This is a genomic window from Georgenia sp. G2120 (assembly GCF_055326485.1).
Map to the genome: position 1 here is coordinate 235,529 of NZ_JBUZNL010000004.1, position 18,544 is coordinate 254,072.

Sequence of the window (18,544 nt, forward strand, 5' to 3'; positions counted from 1 at the left end):
CGACGAGCCGGCCCCGCCGCGGCGGCCTCACGTGGGACCGGAGCGTCGGAGCCGGCTCGACCGGACTTCGTCGTCGTGGCGTGCGGACCGCGGGCTACGGGATGACGACCTGCGCCGAGTCGCCGACCGCGATCCGGTGCTCCTCGGCGATCACCAGGGCGACCTCGCGGGGCGTGGCGCCGGTGCGGCGCGACTGCTCGAGCAGGGTGCCCACGAGGGTGCGCATCTCGCGGCGCAGCCGCTCGAGCGAGTCGGCGGGGTCCGGCCCGACCATCCCGAGCAGCAGCCACCACGCGCAGGTGGCCGCGCCGGCGTTGGCCACGAAGTCGGGGACCACCGGGACGTGCCGCGCGGCGAGCATCGGCTCCGCCTCCGGCACCACGGCGGCATTCGCGGCCTCGACGACGACGCGGGCGTTGACCTCGTCCGCGTTCTGCGGGCCGATCGCGTAGGAGACGGCCGCCGGGACGAGGACGTCGACGTGCATGCGGAGCACGGCGTCGCGCGGGAGCTGCTCGACGTCGTCCGGCACGCGGGTGCGGTCGATCTCGCCGTAGGCGTCGCGGAGCGCGAGCAGCGCCGGGACGTCGAGGCCGCCGGGGTGGTAGAGCGTCCCGGCGGCGTCGGCCAGCGCCACGACGTGCGCGCCGGCCTCGTGCAGGTACCAGGCCGTGCCGCCGCCCATCGTGCCGACGCCCTGGACGGCCACCGTCGTGGTCCCGCCCGGCCCAGGGCCGAGCGCGCGGACGGCCGCGAGGCAGGCCTGCGCCACGCCGTAGCCGCCGATCATGTCGCCGAGGTGCAGGCCCTCGGAGACCGGGGCGTCGATGGCCGCGCGGACGCGGCGGTAGGTCGCATCCGGGTCCGCCGCGCGGCGGATCGCGGCGCCGTAGGAGTGGATGAGGCCGAGGCGGTCGAACACGGCGTCGAGCCGGTGCTGGTCCACGCCGAGGTCGTCGGCCGTGACCCAGTGCGAGTCGAGCCAGGGCCGCATCGCGTCGTAGAAGCGCTCGAGCACGCCCTCGGCGCGCGGGTCCTTCGGGTCGAGGTCGATGCCGCCCTTCGCGCCGCCGACGGGGATCCCGAACGTCGACGTCTTGAGCGACATGCCGCGGGCCAGGTCCCCGACCTCGCGCATCGTGCAGCCGGCGCGCATGCGGGTGCCGCCGGTGGCGAGGCCCGACAGGAGCGTGTCGACGACGAGGTAGCCGTGGACGCCGGTCACCGGGTCCACCCAGGTCAGGCTCTGGTACGGCTCGCGGGTGACGGCGGGCGGCGCGGCCGTCGGCACCGCCTGTCCGGCATGGGTCAATCCCTGCCGAGGGTCGTCGATGGTCGTCATCCTGATCCGCCTCCTTCGTCCGTCCGTGACTGTCCGCCCAGAGTGAGTCCGCGGCCGATCGGGCGTCCATCAACGGTTCGTGCACGGTGGCGTGCAGGTTTCCTGCATGGTCACCTCCCCGGTTCGCGGGCGGGGCCGTGGGACTGTGCGGGCCATCTGTGCGTCGTCGGGGTTCCGCGGACCGGCACGGGCACCCGTGGACGAACGCGGCGGGTGACGGGGACGTGCGTCGTCGGGCGCGTCTCGGGGTGGGCGCCCTACGCTGGCGAGCGTGGAGGTCTCTCTGCGACGACTGCGGATGCTCCGTGAGCTGCGCCGACGCGGCACGGTCACGGCGGTCGCCGATGCCCTGCACTACAGCGCGTCCGGGGTCTCGCAGCAGCTCGCGCAGCTCGAGCGGGAGGTGGGGGCCACGCTCGTCGAGCGGCACGGGCGGCGCGTCCAGCTGACCGAGCTGGGCCTCCTGCTCACCGACCACGCCGACGACATCCTCGACGCGGTCGAGCGCGCGACGACCGCTCTCGAGGGCGCCCAGGGCGGCGTGACGGCGCGGCTGACGGTCGGCGTGTGGGCGTCGGTGGCCGCGGGGCTGCTGCCGTCGGCGCTCGCGGCCCTCGCCGCGGCCCACCCGGGGATCGAGGTGCGTTCGGTCGAGCTCGTCCCGGAGGACACGGCCGGCGCGGTGAGCGACGGCTCGCTCGACCTCTCGTTCGTCATCGACTACTCGGACTACCCGATGGCGCGCGACCCGGGGCTCACGGTGGTCCCGGTGGCGGTCGAGCGGCTCCAGGCCGCGGTGCCGGCGGGGACGTTCACCGCCCCGACGGTGGCGCTCGCCGCGCTGGCCGACCAGCCGTGGATCCTCGCCGGCCGTCGCTCGCACTTCGGCAGCGCGGTGCGCATCGCCTGCCACCGCAGCGGCTTCGAGCCCGCGGCCCGGCACGAGGTGGAGGAGCAGGCAACGGCGTTGGCCATGGTCGCGGGCGGGCTTGGTGTCACTCTGGTGTCGGACCTCGCGACCTTCCAGGTCCCGGACGGCGTCGACATCGTGCCGCTGACCGAGCCCGTCATGCGCACCGTGTCGATCGCCTACCGCACGACGACGACGCGCCGCCCCTCCCTCGAGCTCGTCATCGACGCGGTGCGGACGGCCGCCTCGGAGAAGGGGCTGGGCGCGAGCGCGTCGCTGCCGTGAGGCGGGTGGTCGGGTCCGTGCGTCAGGCCGGGGGGTCGGCGTCCGCCGCCGCGCGGGCCGCGGCGGGCAGGGCGTCGAGGATCCGGGCGAGGGCGTCGTCGTCGTGGGCGGCGGTGAGGAACCACGCCTCGAACGCGCTCGGCGGCAGGAGGACGCCGGAGGCGGCCATCGAGCGGAAGAAGGCCGGGTACCGCCACGTCTCGGAGGCCTTGGCGCCCGCGTAGTCCCGCACGCCGCCCGCCGCGTCCTCCCCGAGGAACACGGAGAAGAGGTTGCCGGCACGGCTGACCAGGTGGGGCAGTCCGGCGGCATCGAGCGCCTCGCCCGCCGCGCGCGCGACCGTCTCGGCGGCGGCGTCGACCGCGGCGTAGACGTCGGCGTCCGCGAGGCGCAAGGTGGCCAGGCCCGCGGCGGTGGCGAGCGGGTTCCCGGACAGCGTGCCCGCCTGGTAGACGGGGCCGCTCGGTGCGAGCTCGTCCATGATCGCGGCCGGCCCGCCGAGCGCCGCCAGCGGCATCCCGCCGCCGAGGACCTTTCCGAAGGTGAGCAGGTCCGGCGCCCATCCCTCGCTCGCACCCTCGAGCCCCCACCAGCCGGCGGGGCCCACGCGGAAGCCGGTGAGCACCTCGTCGAGGATGAGTAGTACGCCGTGGCGGGTGGTGAGCTCCCGCAGCGCGCGGTTGTACCCGGGCCCTGGGGCGACGACGCCCATGTTCGCCGCCGCGCCCTCGACGATGACGGCTGCGATGCGTTCGCCGTGCTCGGCGAACACCGCCTCCGCAGCAGCGAGGTCGTTGTAGGGGACGACCACCGTGCGTGCGGCGATCTCGTCCGGCACGCCGGGCGTTCCGGGGATGCCGAGCGTGGCCACCCCGGAGCCGGCGTCGACGAGGAGGGAGTCGGAGTGCCCGTGGTAGTGCCCGGCCACCTTGACGATCAGCGGCCGGCCGGTGACGCCGCGGGCGAGTCGGACGGCGGTCATCGTGGCCTCGGTGCCGGAGCTGACGAACCGGACGCGCTCGGCGGGCGCGACCCGCCCGGTCACGGCCTCGGCGAGCTCGGTCTCGGCGACGGTCGGCGCGCCGAAGGAGAGTCCCGACGACGCCGCCTCCCGCACGGCCTCGACCACCTCCGGGTGCGCGTGGCCGAGCAGTGCCGGGCCCCACGACGCGACGAGGTCGACGTACTCGCGTCCGTCGACGTCGGTGACGTACGCGCCGCGCGCCGAGGCGAGGAAGCGGGGCGTCCCGCCCACCGAGCCGTACGCGCGGACGGGGGAGTCGACGCCGCCGGGGATCGCCACGCGCGCCGCCGCGAAAGCGGCCTCGCTCGCGGGGCCGGCGGACCAGGCGGCCGACGTGGAGGGCGTCGAGCCGATAGCCGTGCCCGTACCCGCGACGGGCACGTGTGGCGTCGACGAATCGTCGTTGGTCGAACCTGTCACCTGCGTCATCGCCTCGTTCACCTCTCTCGCAGCCAGCCGGCCGCCTCGGTCGCCCAGTACGTCGCCACGATCCCCGCGCCCGCGCGCCGGATCGACAGCAGGGTCTCGAGGATCGTCCTGCGCCGGTCGATCCAGCCGCGCTCGGCGGCCGCCTCGACCATCGCCATCTCGCCGGACACGTGGTACGCCGCGACGGGGACGTCGACGGCCTCGGTCACGTCGCCCAGCACGTCGAGGTAGAGGGTGGCCGGCTTGACCATGACGACGTCGGCCCCCTCCTCGACGTCGAGCAGCGTCTCGCGCAGCCCCTCCCGGCGGTTGGCCGGATCCATCTGGTAGGTCGTCCGGTCGCCCGTCAGCTGCGAGTCGACGGCCTCGCGGAACGGCCCGTACATCGCGGAGGCGTACTTCGCCGCGTAGGCGAGGGTGCCGGTGGCGTGGTGCCCGGCGTCGTCGAGCGCCTCGCGCACCGCCTGGACCTGGCCGTCCATCATCCCGGACAGCCCGAGCAGGGTGGCGCCGGCCTCGGCCTGCGCGAGGGCCATCTCGGCGTAGCGCTCGAGCGTGGCGTCGTTGTCGACCGTCCCGTCGGACGCGAGGACGCCGCAGTGCCCGTGGTCCGTGAACTCGTCGAGGCACAGGTCGGAGACGACGACCATCGACTCCCCGACCTCCTCGCGCAGGAGCCGCAACCCGACGTTGGCGATGCCGTCCGGGTCGGTCGCCGCCGTGCCGGTCGCGTCGTGGGTGGCCGGCACGCCGAAGAGCATGACGCCCCCGACGCCGGCCTCCGCCGCCTCCGCCGCCGCCCGTCGGAGGGAGTCGGGCGTGTGCTGGAGGACGCCCGGCATCGAGCCGATCTGCTGCGGCTCGGTCAGGCCCTCGCGCAGGAACACGGGCAGGACGAGGTCGGCCGGGTCCATGCGGGTCTCGGCGACCAGGCGCCGCAGCGCGGGCGAGGTGCGCAGCCGGCGGGGCCGGGTGCTCGGGAAGCTGGTCATCGTGTCCTCCGTGGTGGTGCGGTGAGGTTCGGGGTCGCGCGGATCGCGAGCGCGGACGTGACGGCGTCGACGATCCCGTCGGGCGTGGGGGAGGGGGCAGTCGCGGCGTTGACGAGGCCGGCTGCGTCGATCGCCGCGGCCGTCGTCGGGCCGATCGCGACGAGGCGTGTCGTGGCGGGAGGCGTGCCCGCGGCGTCGACGAGCGCGCGCAGGGTGGACGGTGAGGTGACGACGACCGCGTCCGGCCACGGGGTGGCTGCGGCCGTCGTCGCGGCGGGATCGGCGGGAACGGTCGTGTAGACGGGGACCGCGTCGACGGCCCACCCGGCGGCGCGCAGCCGGTCGGCGGTCGACGGGTCGGCCAGCGCGCTCGCCGGCAGAAGGACACGGGGCTGGGCGGGAGACGCGTCCGGCGCGTCGGGCGCGACCGCCGTGACCACCGCGTCGGGCGCGTTCGGCTCGCCGGGTGGGTTGGGCGCGTCGGGCGCGGAGCCGGTCGGGGTCGGCGCGGGACCGATGGCCCCGACGAGCGCGGCCGCCGTGCCGTCCGGCGACTCGAGGTCGACCGGGATACCCGCCCGGGCGAGCGCGGCAGTCGTCGCGGGACCGACGGAGCCGACCCGGGTGCCGGTCGCGCGCGCGGTGGCGACGGCTGTCGGCCACGTGCGGGGGCCCGGACCGTCGTCGGCACCGGGACCGTGGTCGGAGCCGCCGAAGCTGTCGACCCCGATGAGACCGTCGACCGTGTCGACCGTGTCGACCGCGTCGACCGCGTCGACCGCGCCGACTGCGCCGAGCCGGACGTCCGCGAGCCGCGCCACAGTCCGCGCAGAGGTGACGAGGACCCAGTCGGCACCGGCGGGGTCGAGCAGGGTGGGGTCGGCGTCGAGGGGCTCGGAGCGCGTGACGCGCACCGCTGCGACGTCGGCGCCCGCCGACCGGAGTGCCTCGGCGATCGGGTCGTCGCCGATCCGGGGGACGAGCACGCGGAGCCCCACGAGTGCCCCGTGGTCGGGAAGGTCGGTGCGGGGAGCGCCGGGCGGGTCAGCTGCGGGACCTGTCACGCGGTGTCCATGAGGTCGCCGGCGCCGGCGATGAGGAGCTCGTCGGCGAGGTCGCGGCCGAGGCCGGCGGCGAGCTCGGTGTCCGCCGGGTCGAGCGAGCGGCCGCCTGAGCGCCGCAGGTGGAGCGCGCCGTCGGGGCGGGAGACGAGGGCGTCGAGGGCGAGCCGGTCGCCGTCGAGCGTGGCGAGAGCGCCGACGGGCGCGGCGCACCCGGCCTCGAGCCGGCCAAGCAGGGTGCGCTCGGCGACGACCGCCGCGGCCGAGGGCGCGTGGTGGACGGCCCGCAGGGCGGCGGCCAGTCCGGGCAGCTCGGAGTCGACGTCGTCCCGGGTCTCGACGGCGAGGGCCCCCTGCCCGGGCGCCGGGAGGAATGTCGGGGGGCCGAGGATGTCCGTCGCCCGGTCCTCGAGGCCGAGCCGCCGGAGCCCGGACAGCGCGAGCACCACCGCGTCGAGGTCGTTCTCAGTGCGGGCGAGGCGGGTGGGCACGTTGCCGCGGATGTCGACGATCGTCAGGTCCGGGCGGGCGATGAGGAGGAGGGCGGCCCGGCGCGGCGACCCGGTGCCGACGCGGGCTCCCGGGGGCAGCGTGGCGAGGGTGTGGCCGTCGCGCGCGCACAGGGCGTCCCGGGGGTCCTCGCGCGGAGGGACGGCGGCGATCGTCAGTCCGGGGTGCGGGGCGGTCGGCAGGTCCTTGAGGGAGTGGACGACCACGTCGACCTCGCCGTCGAGGAGCGCCGCCCTCAGGGCGCCGGCGAAGACGCCCGTGCCGCCGAGGGAGGACAGCGGGGCGGTGGAGACGTCACCCTCGGTGCGCACGACGACGAGATCGAGCTCGCCGGCGCCCGCGGCCGTCAGCGCGTCGGCGACCTGACGGGACTGCGTGCGGGCGAGGTCGGAGCCACGCGTGCCCAGGCGCCAGAGGTGGCCGGTGGTGGCGGAGGTCATGCCGACATTCTCGCACCGACCGCCGTCGAGAACGATTCGAATATGCAAGCGAGGCATGACACAAATGCATGAATCGGACATCTGTGAAATCGACCTGACAACGCGTCACGACCATTTGTCGAATATGACGACAAGTCGTCATGTCGTTTGTGGGGAAGCGCATGTTCCGTCGTTGCGTAACGGAGGTAGGTCACATGATGTGCGCAACAGCGCGGGGTGCGGTGCGGCGCAGTGCGGTGCGGTGCGGCGTGGGCCGCGCGTGACGGGGCTCGTGCGTGGCGCGGGTCGCGCGTGGTGCGACGCGGCTCAGACGAGACGCGAGGCCAGCCGTCGGGCGTGGGCGACGACCGCCGGGAGGCCCGTCCCGGCGACCCAGGCCCCGGCGAGGTGGAGGTCGCGCTCCGCCGCCGTCGCCGCGAGGTCCGCGACGGCCTCGCGGGTGTCCGGGGTCTGCGGCGCGAGGGCACCGCCGTGGGAGATCGGTGCCGAGGCGAGCAGCCGACCGGGATCGAGGTCGACGCCCAGCAGGGCGGCGGCGTCGGCGAGGGCCTCGTCGACGCCCGGCACGAACGGCTCCTCGCCCGGTCGCCCGTAGGAGAGCCGCACGGCGTGCCGGCCGCCGAGCGCCGCCGCCACCCACGGCCACTTCGCGCTCGAGTGGGTGAGCGCCTTCGCCCGTACGAGGCGTCCGCCCGGCGCCGCCCCCTCCCCGACGATGACGCCCGACCCGCGGGGCGCCCCGTCGAGCTCCGGCGCGTCGAGGACGAGGGTGCGGTGCTCCACCGGTGCGCCGGGCGCGAGCCGGATCCCCTGTGCTGCGGGAAGCTCAGGATGGGCGAGCCGCAGGGCCTCCGGTCCGGGCGCGGCGAGCACCACCTCCCGCACGCGCAGGGTGGTCCGGTTGCTGCCGCCGGTCGCGCCGGCGTCCGCGGCGCCCTCCGCGATCCCGACGAGCCAGGCGTCGCCGTCCCGTGCGAGGCGCTCGGCGCGGACCGCCGTGCGGATCTCGGCGCCGGCAGCCCCGGCCGCGCGGGTGAGCGCGGCGGGGAGCAGGTGCATCCCGCCGCGGACGGTGGCGACGGCGGGCCCCTCGTCGACCAGCGACCCGACGGCGCCGGTCAGCGTCCCGTGCGCGGCCAGGGCTGCGCGCAGGCCGGGTGCCACGACGTCGATCGAGAGCTGCGCCGGGTCGGCGGCGTGCAGGGCGCCGGCGATCGGGCGGACGAGGAGCTCGAGGACGTCCTCGCCCAGCGCGTCCCGCACGAGGTCGGCGAGGGAGGCCGGACCGGGCAGGGCCCCGACCCGGTGCGCGGCGTCCGCCTCCGCCGCCAGCCGCGCCCGGCGCTCGCCGAGGATGCCGACGACGAGCGGGTGGGTGAGGTCCGAGGGGATCCCGAGCAGCGACCGCGGGGGCACGGGCCTCGCGGGGCCGGCTGCCGGCTGCACCCACGAGCCGGCCGCGGGTCGTTCGATCGCGAGTCCCAGGTCCTCGGCCAGCTCGATCGCCGCCGGCCGGCGCGTGCCCATGGCCTCTGCGCCGCCGTCGAGGACGACCGGACCCCCGCGCGTCCCGCCGTCGAGCGGGTCCGGGTCGGCGGGGGGTTCGCCGTCGGACGGGGTGGTGAGGTCGAGGGCGAGCGGCGAGACGAGCCCCCCGACCCGGCCCGACGCCTCGACGAGGAGGACCGACCGGCCGGACCGGGCGACGTCGTGGGCGATCGTCAGGCCCGCGATGCCCGCCCCGACGACGGCGACGTCCCAGGACGGGCCGGCTCCGGTCACAGGGAGTGGACGAGCTCGACGACGCGCGTGAGGACGCCCGGGTCGGTGGTCGGCGGGACGCCGTGGCCGAGGTTGACGACGTGCGCGGGCGCGGCTCGGCCGGCCTCGACGACGGCGCGGACGTGGCGCTCGAGGACCTCCCACGGTGCGGTGAGCAGGGCGGGGTCGATGTTGCCCTGGAGCGGGACGCGGCCGCCGAGGCGGTCGTTCGCCACGTCGAGGCGGATGCGGTGGTCGACCCCGACGACCTCCGCGTGCCCGGCCATGACGGTGAGCAGCTCGGACGTGCCGGTGCCGAACGAGACGCGCGGGACCCGGCCGGCGACGTGGTCGAGCGCACGGGCGGAGTACGGGGCGGCCCGCTCGGTGTAGTCGTCGACGGACAGCGAGCCGGCCCAGGAGTCGAAGAGCTGGACGGCGCGGACCCCGGCGTCGACCTGGGCGGCGAGGAAGGCCCCGGTGAGGTCCGCGGTCCAGGTGAGGAGCTCGTCCCACGCCTCCGGGTCCGCGTGCATGAGCGCGCGCGCCGCGAGGTGGTCGCGCGACGGGCGGCCCTCGACCAGGTAGGCGGCGAGGGTGAACGGCGCGCCGCCGAAGCCGATGAGCGGGGTGTCGCCGGGGCGCTCGCCGGTGCCGAGCTCATCGGTGACGGCGCGGACCGCGGCGGCGATCGGGGCGTGGTCGCCGGGCTCGTGGTCCGTGAGGCGGGCGACGTCGGACCGCGTGCGGACCGGCTCGGCGATGACCGGGCCGGTGCCGGGGACGATCTCGACCTCGACCCCCGCGAGCCGCAGCGGCACGACGATGTCCGAGAAGAGGATCGCCGCATCCACGCCGTGGCGCCGCACCGGCTGGCACGTGATCTCCGCGGCGAGGTCCGGGGTGAGGCAGGCCTCGAGCATCTCTGTGCCCGCGCGGACCTCCTTGTACTCGGGCAGCGACCGGCCGGCCTGGCGCATGAACCAGACCGGCAGCCGGTCCGGCTTCCGTCCGGAATAGGCCGTCAGGAGGGCGGGCGCGGCGGGGGTCTCGGCGCCGTCGGGGGCAGCCACGGAATTCGTCACCCCGCCATTGTGCACGGACCAGGAAATGCCCAGGCAGCGGAATTGCTAGCCTGCAGCGGTGCCGCTCACCCTGCTTTCCGCCGATCACCACTCGGTGACGCTCCGGGACCTCGAGCGCCTCAGCGTGGGCGTCGAGTCCCTGCCGTCCCGGCTCGCCGGGCACCCGGCGGTCGACGGCGCGGTCGTGCTGGCCACCTGCAACCGGGTCGAGCTCTACCTCGAGGCCGAGGACCCCGACGCCGCGCTCGACGCCGCCCGCGCCGCCCTCGCCACCGCCTCCGGGGTCGACGCTGCCGAGGTCGACGACCTCACCGGCCGCACCGACGGCCACGACGCCCTGCGCCACCTCTTCGAGGTCGCCAGCGGGCTCGACGCCATGGTGGTGGGCGAGCGCGAGATCGTCGGCCAGGTCCGCCGTGCGCTCGAGGACGCCCGCGCCGCCGGGTCGACCACGCCGGCGCTCGAGGACGCGCTCCAGCGGGCGTCGAGGGCCTCGCGCCGCATCGCGGTGGACACCGATCTCGCCGCCGCCGGCCGCTCCGTCGTGGCCGTCGCGCTCGACCTGGCCGGCGTGGTGGCGGCCCGCCCGTCCTGCCCGCGGGGCGGCGAGGCCTGGTCGCCCGAGTCCGGCGAGCTGCCCCGCAGCTCGTGGTCCGGCGGGCGCGCCCTCGTGGTGGGCACCGGCGCCTATGCCGGCGCGACCGTCGCCGCGCTGCGCCGCCGCGAGTGCACCGACATCGCCGTGTGGTCCGCCAGCGGACGCGCTCGCCGGTTCGCCGAGACCCAGGAGGTGCGGGAGGCCGGCGACCTCGCGGACGAGCTCGCGGCGGCCGACGTCGTCGTCGCGTGCCGCGGCACCGGCTCGGCGGTCCTCGACGCCGACGTGGTGTCGGCCGCACTCGCGGCACGGCGGTCGGCAGGACGCGCGGCGCCGCTCGTCGTCGTCGACCTCGCCCTCCGGCACGACGTGACGACGGAGGCCGCGGCGCTGCCGGGCGTCGTCGTCGTCGATCTCGACACCGTCAAGGCTCACGCGCCCGCGGCGACCGACGGGCAGGTGCGACGCGCCCAGCAGGTGCTCGCCGAGGAGGTGCGCGCCGTGCTCGACACCCGCGCCGAGCGCGAGATGGACGACGTGGTGGTCGCCGTGCGCGACCGCGTCGGCTCCGCGCTGGAGGACGAGCTCACCCGACTTCCGATGGCGGGCACCGTCCCCGCCGACCAGGCGGCCCAGGCCCTCAGGCGCCTCGCCGCCCGCCTCGCCCACCCACCCACGGTCGCGGCCCGGGCGGCCGGCCGCGACGGCAGGGGCGAGGAGTTCGTCCGCGCGCTCGAGCTCGTCACCGGCATCTCGGTGACCGACGAGACCGCGGACGCCGGACCGGGCCGCCGACCCACGAGGAGGACCACGACGTGACCGTGACGACCGACCGACCGACGGCCGAGGAGCAGGACGACCTCGGCGCCGCGCCGCAGGCCGCGCCCCCCGTGACGGTCGGCGCGCTCGCGCCCTACGACGCCGTCCTGCTCATGTCCTTCGGCGGCCCCGAGAAGCCCGAGGAGGTCGTGCCGTTCCTGCGCCGCGTCACCGCCGGCCGCGGGATCCCGGACGAGCGGCTCGAGGAGGTCGGCGAGCACTACTACGCGTTCGGCGGCCGCAGCCCGATCAACGACCTCAACCGCGCGCTCCTCGAGGCGCTGCGCGCCGAGGTCGCCGCGCGCGGGCTCGACGTGCCCGTGGCGTGGGGCAACCGGAACTGGGACCCGGACGGCGTCGACGTCCTGCGCGAGCTCTACGACGCCGGCGCCCGCCGCGTGGCCATGGTCGCGACCTCGGCGTACGGCTCGTACTCGAGCTGCCGGCAGTACCGCCAGGACGTGGGTCGATACGTCCCGCAGCTCGTGGCCGAGGGGCGCCCGCTCGTGGTCGACAAGGTGCGGCCGTACTTCAACGACCCGGGCTTCGTCTCGGCCAACGCCGACGCGGTCGAGGCCTCGATGCGCGAGCTCGACGGTGAGCCGCACCTCATGTTCGTCACCCACTCCATCCCGACGACGATGGAGATCGCCTCCGGGCGGGGGGCGGCCGCGACCTACGCCGAGCAGCACGAGGAGGTCGCGCGGCTCGTCGCCACCGAGGTCGGGGAGCGGCTCGGGCGGGAGCTCGACTGGTCGCTCACCTACTGCTCCCGCTCCGGCGACCCGCGCACGCCGTGGCTCGAGCCCGACGTCAACGACGCCCTGCGGGAGCGCGCCGCTGGCGGCATGGACTCCGTGGTGCTCAGCCCGATCGGGTTCGTCTCCGACCACATGGAGGTCGTCTACGACCTCGACACCGAGGCCGCCGAGACCGCCGAGGAGCTCGGACTCTCATTCGCCCGTGCGGCGACCGCCGGGACGTATGCCCAGTTCGTGGCCGGGCTTGTCGACCTTCTGCTCGACCGCGCCGCCGAGGCGCGGGGTGTCGAGTCGGGTGGTCCGGGGCGGCGCGGGGTCGTCGGCGACCTGCCCGCGTGGGACTCGGTGTGCGGCGTGGGGTGCTGCGCCGTCCGGGACGGGTTCGACGACGGCAGGCTCGCGCTGTGCGGGCAGCCGAACGACGTGGTGACACCGATCGAGGAGACGGCATGAGCGCCAGCGCGAACGACCTGAGCGAGCACGAGGCGGAGGCGCTCAACGAGACGGTGCGCTACACGATGTGGTCGGTGTTCGCGACCACGCAGCCGCTGCCGGCCGACTCCACCGAGCGGGACGCCCTCGTGGCCGACGCCGAGCGTGCGGTGCGCGGCACCGGCGTCGAGGTGCGCGGCTGGTACGACGTGGCCGGCCTGCGGGCCGACGCCGACCTCATGGTCTGGTGGCACGCCGAGACGATCGAGGAGGTCCAGGCGGCGTACCACGCGCTGCGGGCGTCCGACCTGGGTGCGGCCCTCGAGCCCGTCTGGTCGGTCGTGGGCCTGCACCGGGCGGCGGAGTTCAACAGGCGCCACGTCCCGGCCTTCCTCGCCGGCGAGCCCGCGGGCGACTACATCTGCGTCTACCCGTTCGTGCGGTCCCTCGACTGGTACGTCCTGCCCGCCGAGGAGCGCTCCCGGATGCTGCGCGAGCACGGCATGGCCGCGCGCGACTACGCGGACGTGCGCGCCAACACCGTCTCTGCGTTCGCCCTCGGCGACTACGAGTGGATCCTCGCCTTCGAGGCGCCCGAGCTGCACCGGATCGTCGACGTGATGCGCGAGCTGCGCGGCGTCGACGCCCGCCTCCACGTCCGCGAGGAGACGCCGTTCTACACCGGGCCGCGGGTCGAGCTCACCGACTGGGCCGCGCGGCAGCCGCTCGCCGCGGACTGAGCCCGAGAGGGTCTCTCGGCTGCCCGGCCGGCCGGGCTGATCGGTCGGCCGGGCTGATCGCTCGGTGCGGCCGGGCCGAACCGGCGTCGTCGGCGCGGCGTTGTCGCCGTCCCCACAGGCCGCCCTGCCGCGCCCCCGCCCACAGGCCGCCCCGCCACCCCCGGTGCGTCGTCCGGAAGCACGCCTAGCGTGCCGGTGACGAGAGGGGGGACGGCATGCTCGAGCAGATCGAGGCGGACCTGCAGCGGGTGCGCGCGCAGGCCACGGCGCTGGAGGGCGTGCGGGACAGGCTGTCGGCCTGCGCGCCGACCGCGTGGACCGGCGAGGCGGGCACGATCGCCACGAACCGGCGCGAGGAGCTGCGCGGGGAGGTCGAGTCCGCGCTCACCACGTTGCGCGGGATCGAGGGACGGCTGATCGGCCTCACGGTGCGGATCGACCTCGAGGGTGCTCCGGGCGTGGGAGCGCTGCGATGGGTGGGCTGACCCGGCCGGTCGCCGGCGACCGGCCGGACCCTCTGGTCCCGCCCGACCCCGTCGAGGCCGAGCACGTCACCTCGTCCAGGGACGGCTTGGACGTCGACCCGGACGAGGTGCGCGGTCTCGCGGACGAGCTCGACGAGGTGGCGGAGGGCCTGCGGGCGGCCGCGGCGCCGCTCCGCCTCGTCGGATCGACCCCGCAGCACGGCGGGCGGATCCTCGTCCCGGTCCCGAACCCCGGGCATGACCCGCTGCTCGCCGCCGACCTCGTGGCCGTCGGGGCGTCGGCGCAGGGGGCGGCGGACACGATCGACACCGTGGCCCGGCGGGTGGCCGACCTCGCGAGCGGCCTGCGGGGGTGGGCGGCGCTGGCGGAGCGCGCGGACGGGGGTGCGGGTGCCCGGTTCCGGGTGCTCGGGGCGCTGTCCAACGCCATGGGGCTCCCGCGCGTGATCACGGGGCGGGTGCTGGCGACTCGGAACCCCGCCGGCTGGTTCCTCCCGGGCTACGGCGTCCTGACGAACCCGGGGTGGGCGGCTCGCCCCGGCGGCCCGGGCATCGCCGCGGCGCTCGACGCGGAGGTGGCTGCGGCCGGCGGGGCGATCGGTCTCGCGGCCGACGCCACCGGGACCTCGCCGCTGCTGACCGGTGTGCAGGGTGACCCGGCGGCCGGCGAGACGGCCGCGCTCGCGGCGCTTCCCCTGGCCCGGGCCCTCAGCACCGGGTCGCCCGGCGGCGCGCGAGCCGTGCTCGACGACGAGCCGGTGCCCGGCCTCCTGCCGGTGCTTGCTGGGGCGACCGGCCTGCGGGTCGGCGCGCCCCCGGGCTCGGTCGTCGCGGGTGCCCGAGGAGGCCCTGGCGCGTCGGGAGGTCCGGGCGCGCCGGGCTCCTTGCTCTCGCGCCGACCGGCGCCGGGCCGGACGTCGGCGGTGCTCGACGCCGCCCGGCCCGGTTCGGTGGCCGACCTCGTCCGGCGGGTCGACCCGCTGCACGCCGAGTCCGGGCGCGAGAACCGTCCCCACCTCGAGGTCCTGCGGACGGAGCACGCCGACGGGTCGACGTCGTTCGTCGTCGTCATCCCGGGGACGAGCGGGGACGCGACGGTGGCCGACCCCGACAACCTCATGGACAACGCCTCGAACATCGAGCTCGCCGCCACCGGCAGCTCGGCGCTCATGGAGGGCATCTCGGAGGCGCTCGAGCTGGCGGGCGCGCGGGACGGGGACGCGGTGGGGATGATCGGGCACAGCCAGGGCGGGCTGGGGGTCGCGCACTGGGCGGCCGGGGAGGACGCGCGCCGGTACGACCTGCGCACGAGCGTGGCGCTCAACGCGCCGATCGCCCACGCCCGCGCGCCCGTGGCGGGGCACCACATGAGCGTCGACGTCGCCGACGATGCCGTGTCCGGCCTCGACGGCGCCCCGGTCCCGCACATCGACCCGAACGCCGCGACCGGCAGCCGGAGCGCCTACACGGTGGACACCTCGACCCGGGACCGGGATCTGTCCGAGGTGTTCCCGTTCGAGGGGCACTACCCCGAGCACTCGGCGGCCGCGTGGGCGGGCGTCGTCGAGCACCGGGGGCACGAGCCCGGCGTCGTCGCGGTGCAGGAGGAGTTCGCCTACCTGCTCGGCGCGGGGGAGGAGGGGGCCGTGACCACCTCGGTCGTCGTCGAGCTCGAGCGGGAGGAATGACTGCGACGGACGGACGACGGCGAGGGACGGACGACGGCGACGGGCGGGGTTCGTCGTCGGGTGGGGTTCGTCGTCGGGCCGTGGTGTCGAGAGTGTGGCTCAGGTCCGTCGAGATTGCGGTTCGTCGTCGGGCCGTGTCCGTTGCTCCGCCGGGAGCGAACGTCGATCGGCGGGGCACGAGCGGTTCGGCGGACTGGGAGAATGGGACGAGTGTCGTCGTCCCCGCGTCGGCACCGCACCGGCAGCCGGTAGGACAGGAGACGACGTGACGACGACCGACGCGACGACCACCCCCTGGGGACCGCCTCCCTTCCCGGAGCCCCCGGAGCGCGGGGAGGTGGACGTGGTCGCCGGCCGGACCGTGGTCTGGGCGCCCGAGACGGTCCTGCGGGCGGGGCGCGTGGTCCTCGGTGGCTCGCCGTTCTCGGTCACCGTCGTGCCCGAGGAGTTCCGCGACTTCGCGGCCCGGGTGCGGGACGCCGACAGATGGGGCGCCGAGGCGGCCGACGGCACCGAGCGGGCCGCCGCCCGGTTCCTCCTCGACCTCGGCATCGTCCACCCCAAGCCCGTCGCGTACGGCGAGGTGACGGACGTCGAGGTCGTCATCCCGATGTACGGCGACCCGACCCTGCTCGACCCGCTGCTCGAGTCGCTCGCGGTCGAGGGGCACCCGGTCACGGTCGTCGACGACGCCACCCCCGACCCCGAGCACGCGGCCCGCATCGAGGAGATCACCGCCCGGCACGGCGCCCGGCTCATCCGCCAGGAGGTCAACACCGGCCCGGGCGGCGCCCGCAACACGGGGTTCGCCGCGACGAGCGCCCCGTTCGTCGCGTTCATCGACTCCGACGCCCGCGCGAGCGACGACTGGATCGCGCGCCTGCGGCCGATGCTCGACGACGAGCGGCTCGGCGCCGTCGGGCCCCGCGTCCGACCCCGCTTCGACGGCGAGAGCTCGATCGAGCTCTACGAGGAGACGCGCTCGGAGATCGACATGGGGCCGATCCCCAGCCGGGTCGTCCACGGGGTGATGGTCGGCTGGCTGCCGAGCGCGGCCGTCCTCGTGCGCCGCTCAGCCGTCACCGACCCGCCGTTCGAGCCCGGTATGCGGGTCGGCGAGGACGTCGACCTGTTCTGGCGCATGGACGAGGCCGGCTGGAACGTGCTGTACGCCCCGGACGTGGTCGTCCACCACGAGGTCCGGACCACGTGGCGGGCGTTCGTCGGCCGCCGCGCCGACTACGGCGGTTCGGCCGCGCACCTCGAGAAGCGCCACCCGGGCCGGCTCACGCCCGCGTCGCCGAGCCTGTCCGGCCTCGCGTTCATCGGGCTCGCCGCCACGGGGCACAGGTGGCTCGCCGCCGGGGTCGCCGCCTACGAGGTCGCCCGCCAGCGCGCGGTCCTGCCCGACGAGGTCCCGCACACGGTGGTCGCCGAGATGGCCGGCCGGCAGATCTGGTCCGACGGGTTCTGGACCGGGCACCTGCTGCGGCGCGACTGGTGGCCGATCGGCTGGGCGGTGCTCGCCTCGACGCCGCGGTCCGGGCTCGCCCGTGGCTTCGCCGCCGCCATGGCGTGGGAGCCGGTGCGCGACCACCTCCTGCGCCCCACGCGCCTCGGGCCCGTCACGAGCCTGGCCATGCGGCTGCTCGACGACGCCTCCTACGGCACCGGCGTCATCACCAACGCCGTCAAGGAGGGCGTCCCCGAGGTCGTCACGCCGCGCCCGCGCATCCCCTGGTGGCCGCGCAAGGCCTGACCCTCGTTCGTCGAGACTGCGGTTGGTGCACGTCGAGATTGCGGTTCGTCGTCGGGCCCCCGTTCGTCGAGAGTGCGGGTGAGGGCGGGCGCGTTGTTCGTCGTCGGGCCTTCGTGTGTCGAGAGTGCGGGTGAGGCTCGCCCTCGTGACTCCGACACCGACACCGACACCGACTCCGCGTCACGCGCGCCCGACCCGTGGCGCTCCACCACCTCGGAGGGGCGCGCGGGGCATGCTGGACCGATGTCCAGCACGTTCCCGCCCACCCCCGCCCGTCCCGCCGACCTCCTGCGGGCCGACATCGCCTCGCTCCCGGCCTATGTGCCGGGGGAGCGGCCCGCGCACGACCGGCCGGTCGCCAAGCTCTCGTCCAACGAGATGCCCTTCCCGCCGCTGCCCGGGGTGGTCGAGGCGGTCCAGGCGGCGGTCGAGGACTCCGGCCGCTACCCGGACATGGCGGCGGTCGAGCTGACCGAGGCGCTCGCCGGGCGGCACGGCGTCGCGCCCGACCAGGTCGTGGTGGGCGGCGGGTCGACCGCGGTGCTCGAGACGATCCTGCGCGCGACGTGCGGCCCGGGCGACGAGGTCGTCGCGCCCTGGCGAAGCTTCGAGGCCTACCCGATCGCCGTGCAGGTCACGGGGGCGTCGATGGTGCGCGTCCCGCTCGACCCCGAGGGCCGGCACCGCCTCGACGCGATGGCCGACGCCGTCACCGACCGCACCCGCGTCATCCTGCTCTGCTCGCCGAACAACCCGACCGGGACCGCGCTCACGCGCACCGAGGTGGCCGCGTTCCTCGAGGCCGTGCCGCCCACGGTGCTCGTCCTGCTCGACGAGGCCTACATCGACTTCGTCACCGCCGCCGACCCGACCGACGGACCCTCACTGCTCCCGGCGCACCCGAACCTCGTGGTCCTGCGGACGTTCTCCAAGGCGGCCTCGCTCGCCGGCCTGCGCGTCGGGTACGCCCTCGGGCATCCCGAGATCGTGGCGGGCATCCGTTCGGCGTCGACCCCGTTCGGCGTCTCGAGCCCGGCGCAGGCCGCGGCGCTCGCCGCCCTCGACGCGGACCCTGAGATCCGCCGGCGCGTCGCCGAGGTGGTGGCCGAGCGCGAGCGCCTCGTAGCGGGGCTGCGCGGGCTCGGCCTCGAGATCCCGGAGACGCAGGCGAACTTCGTGTGGCTCCGGCTCGGCGACGGTGCGGCGTCGTTCGCGGACGCCGCCCGCGAGGTCGACCTCCTCGTGCGGCCCTTCGCCGGCGACGGCGTGCGCATCAGCATCGGGACGCGTGAGAACACCGACGCCGTCCTCGCGCTCGTGGCGGCGCAGCTGGGGTGAGGCCCGTGCACGGGGGAGCGACAGGCCGTGCCGGGGAGGCACGGACCGTGCTGGGTGAGCGCGGCCCGTGCTGGGTGAGCCTGCC

Annotated in this window: 15 protein-coding genes; 8 read left to right on the forward strand and 7 right to left on the reverse strand. The window is 76.1% G+C overall.

Annotation, left to right across the window (positions count from 1 at the left end):
* Positions 1-94 precede the first annotated feature (94 nt).
* On the reverse strand, positions 95-1,342 hold the full coding sequence (locus ACZLMO_RS06730; RefSeq protein WP_463653269.1) for a Glu/Leu/Phe/Val dehydrogenase dimerization domain-containing protein: 1,248 nt from the start codon (positions 1,340-1,342) through the stop codon (positions 95-97).
* A gap of 271 nt (positions 1,343-1,613) precedes the next feature.
* On the opposite strand from ACZLMO_RS06730, the gene ACZLMO_RS06735 reads away from it, so the two are divergent.
* Positions 1,614-2,537 carry a LysR family transcriptional regulator gene (locus tag ACZLMO_RS06735; RefSeq protein WP_463653270.1) on the forward strand — a complete coding sequence of 308 codons (924 nt, stop codon included), beginning with the start codon at positions 1,614-1,616 and terminating at the stop codon, positions 2,535-2,537.
* Between the two features lie 22 nt (positions 2,538-2,559).
* On the opposite strand, the gene hemL is transcribed toward ACZLMO_RS06735, so the two are convergent.
* The 6 genes from hemL to hemE form a co-directional block, all read right to left on the reverse strand.
* Positions 2,560-3,990, reverse strand: coding sequence for a glutamate-1-semialdehyde 2,1-aminomutase (hemL, locus tag ACZLMO_RS06740; RefSeq protein WP_463653271.1), 1,431 nt, complete (start codon positions 3,988-3,990; stop codon positions 2,560-2,562).
* A gap of 8 nt (positions 3,991-3,998) precedes the next feature.
* Complete coding sequence (gene hemB, locus ACZLMO_RS06745; protein WP_463653272.1) at positions 3,999-4,982, reverse strand: porphobilinogen synthase; 984 nt, start codon at positions 4,980-4,982, stop codon at positions 3,999-4,001.
* The gene (locus ACZLMO_RS06750; protein WP_463653273.1) at positions 4,979-6,046 is read right to left on the reverse strand and encodes a uroporphyrinogen-III synthase; all 1,068 of its coding nucleotides are present in this window, start codon (positions 6,044-6,046) and stop codon (positions 4,979-4,981) included. Before ACZLMO_RS06750 ends, hemB begins: the two co-directional genes overlap by 4 nt.
* Entirely contained in the window at positions 6,043-6,993 is a 951-nt protein-coding gene (gene hemC / locus ACZLMO_RS06755) for a hydroxymethylbilane synthase (protein WP_463653274.1), read from the reverse strand. The genes ACZLMO_RS06750 and hemC overlap by 4 nt, the downstream gene beginning before the upstream one ends.
* Positions 6,994-7,299: 306 nt before the next feature.
* The gene (locus ACZLMO_RS06760; protein WP_463653275.1) at positions 7,300-8,775 is read right to left on the reverse strand and encodes a protoporphyrinogen/coproporphyrinogen oxidase; all 1,476 of its coding nucleotides are present in this window, start codon (positions 8,773-8,775) and stop codon (positions 7,300-7,302) included.
* A complete protein-coding gene (gene hemE, locus ACZLMO_RS06765) occupies positions 8,772-9,839 on the reverse strand; it encodes a uroporphyrinogen decarboxylase (RefSeq protein ID WP_463653276.1) in 1,068 nt (355 codons plus the stop codon). Before hemE ends, ACZLMO_RS06760 begins: the two co-directional genes overlap by 4 nt.
* A 58-nt stretch (positions 9,840-9,897) precedes the next feature.
* On the opposite strand from hemE, the gene ACZLMO_RS06770 reads away from it, so the two are divergent.
* The 7 genes from ACZLMO_RS06770 to hisC all read left to right on the forward strand — a co-directional run bounded on the left by ACZLMO_RS06770 (position 9,898) and on the right by hisC (position 18,459).
* Positions 9,898-11,256 carry a glutamyl-tRNA reductase gene (locus ACZLMO_RS06770; protein ID WP_463653277.1) on the forward strand — a complete coding sequence of 453 codons (1,359 nt, stop codon included), beginning with the start codon at positions 9,898-9,900 and terminating at the stop codon, positions 11,254-11,256.
* Entirely contained in the window at positions 11,253-12,470 is a 1,218-nt protein-coding gene (locus tag ACZLMO_RS06775; RefSeq protein ID WP_463653278.1) for a ferrochelatase, read from the forward strand. Before ACZLMO_RS06770 ends, ACZLMO_RS06775 begins: the two co-directional genes overlap by 4 nt.
* On the forward strand, positions 12,467-13,189 hold the full coding sequence (gene hemQ, locus ACZLMO_RS06780) for a hydrogen peroxide-dependent heme synthase (RefSeq protein WP_463653279.1): 723 nt from the start codon (positions 12,467-12,469) through the stop codon (positions 13,187-13,189). Before ACZLMO_RS06775 ends, hemQ begins: the two co-directional genes overlap by 4 nt.
* Positions 13,190-13,404: 215 nt before the next feature.
* On the forward strand, positions 13,405-13,674 hold the full coding sequence (locus tag ACZLMO_RS06785; protein ID WP_425713843.1) for a hypothetical protein: 270 nt from the start codon (positions 13,405-13,407) through the stop codon (positions 13,672-13,674).
* On the forward strand, positions 13,662-15,362 hold the full coding sequence (locus ACZLMO_RS06790) for a hypothetical protein (RefSeq protein ID WP_463653280.1): 1,701 nt from the start codon (positions 13,662-13,664) through the stop codon (positions 15,360-15,362). Before ACZLMO_RS06785 ends, ACZLMO_RS06790 begins: the two co-directional genes overlap by 13 nt.
* A gap of 265 nt (positions 15,363-15,627) precedes the next feature.
* Complete coding sequence (gene mftF / locus ACZLMO_RS06795; RefSeq protein WP_463653281.1) at positions 15,628-17,121, forward strand: mycofactocin biosynthesis glycosyltransferase MftF; 1,494 nt, start codon at positions 15,628-15,630, stop codon at positions 17,119-17,121.
* Positions 17,122-17,364: 243 nt separating this feature from the next.
* Entirely contained in the window at positions 17,365-18,459 is a 1,095-nt protein-coding gene (gene hisC / locus ACZLMO_RS06800; RefSeq protein ID WP_425713840.1) for a histidinol-phosphate transaminase, read from the forward strand.
* The last annotated feature ends 85 nt before the right edge of the window (positions 18,460-18,544 follow it).

Bases quoted from the DNA above. Each gene is read 5' to 3' on its own strand.
- ACZLMO_RS06730 (WP_463653269.1), bottom strand. From the start codon at position 1,342: ATGACGACCATCGACGACCCTCGGCAGGGATTGACCCATGCCGGACAG.
- hemL (WP_463653271.1), bottom strand. From the start codon at position 3,990: ATGACGCAGGTGACAGGTTCGACCAACGACGATTCGTCGACGCCACAC.
- hemB (WP_463653272.1), bottom strand. From the start codon at position 4,982: ATGACCAGCTTCCCGAGCACCCGGCCCCGCCGGCTGCGCACCTCGCCC.
- hemC (WP_463653274.1), bottom strand. From the start codon at position 6,993: ATGACCTCCGCCACCACCGGCCACCTCTGGCGCCTGGGCACGCGTGGC.
- hemQ (WP_463653279.1), top strand. From the start codon at position 12,467: ATGAGCGCCAGCGCGAACGACCTGAGCGAGCACGAGGCGGAGGCGCTC.
- ACZLMO_RS06785 (WP_425713843.1), top strand. From the start codon at position 13,405: ATGCTCGAGCAGATCGAGGCGGACCTGCAGCGGGTGCGCGCGCAGGCC.
- ACZLMO_RS06790 (WP_463653280.1), top strand. From the start codon at position 13,662: ATGGGTGGGCTGACCCGGCCGGTCGCCGGCGACCGGCCGGACCCTCTG.
- hisC (WP_425713840.1), top strand. From the start codon at position 17,365: ATGTCCAGCACGTTCCCGCCCACCCCCGCCCGTCCCGCCGACCTCCTG.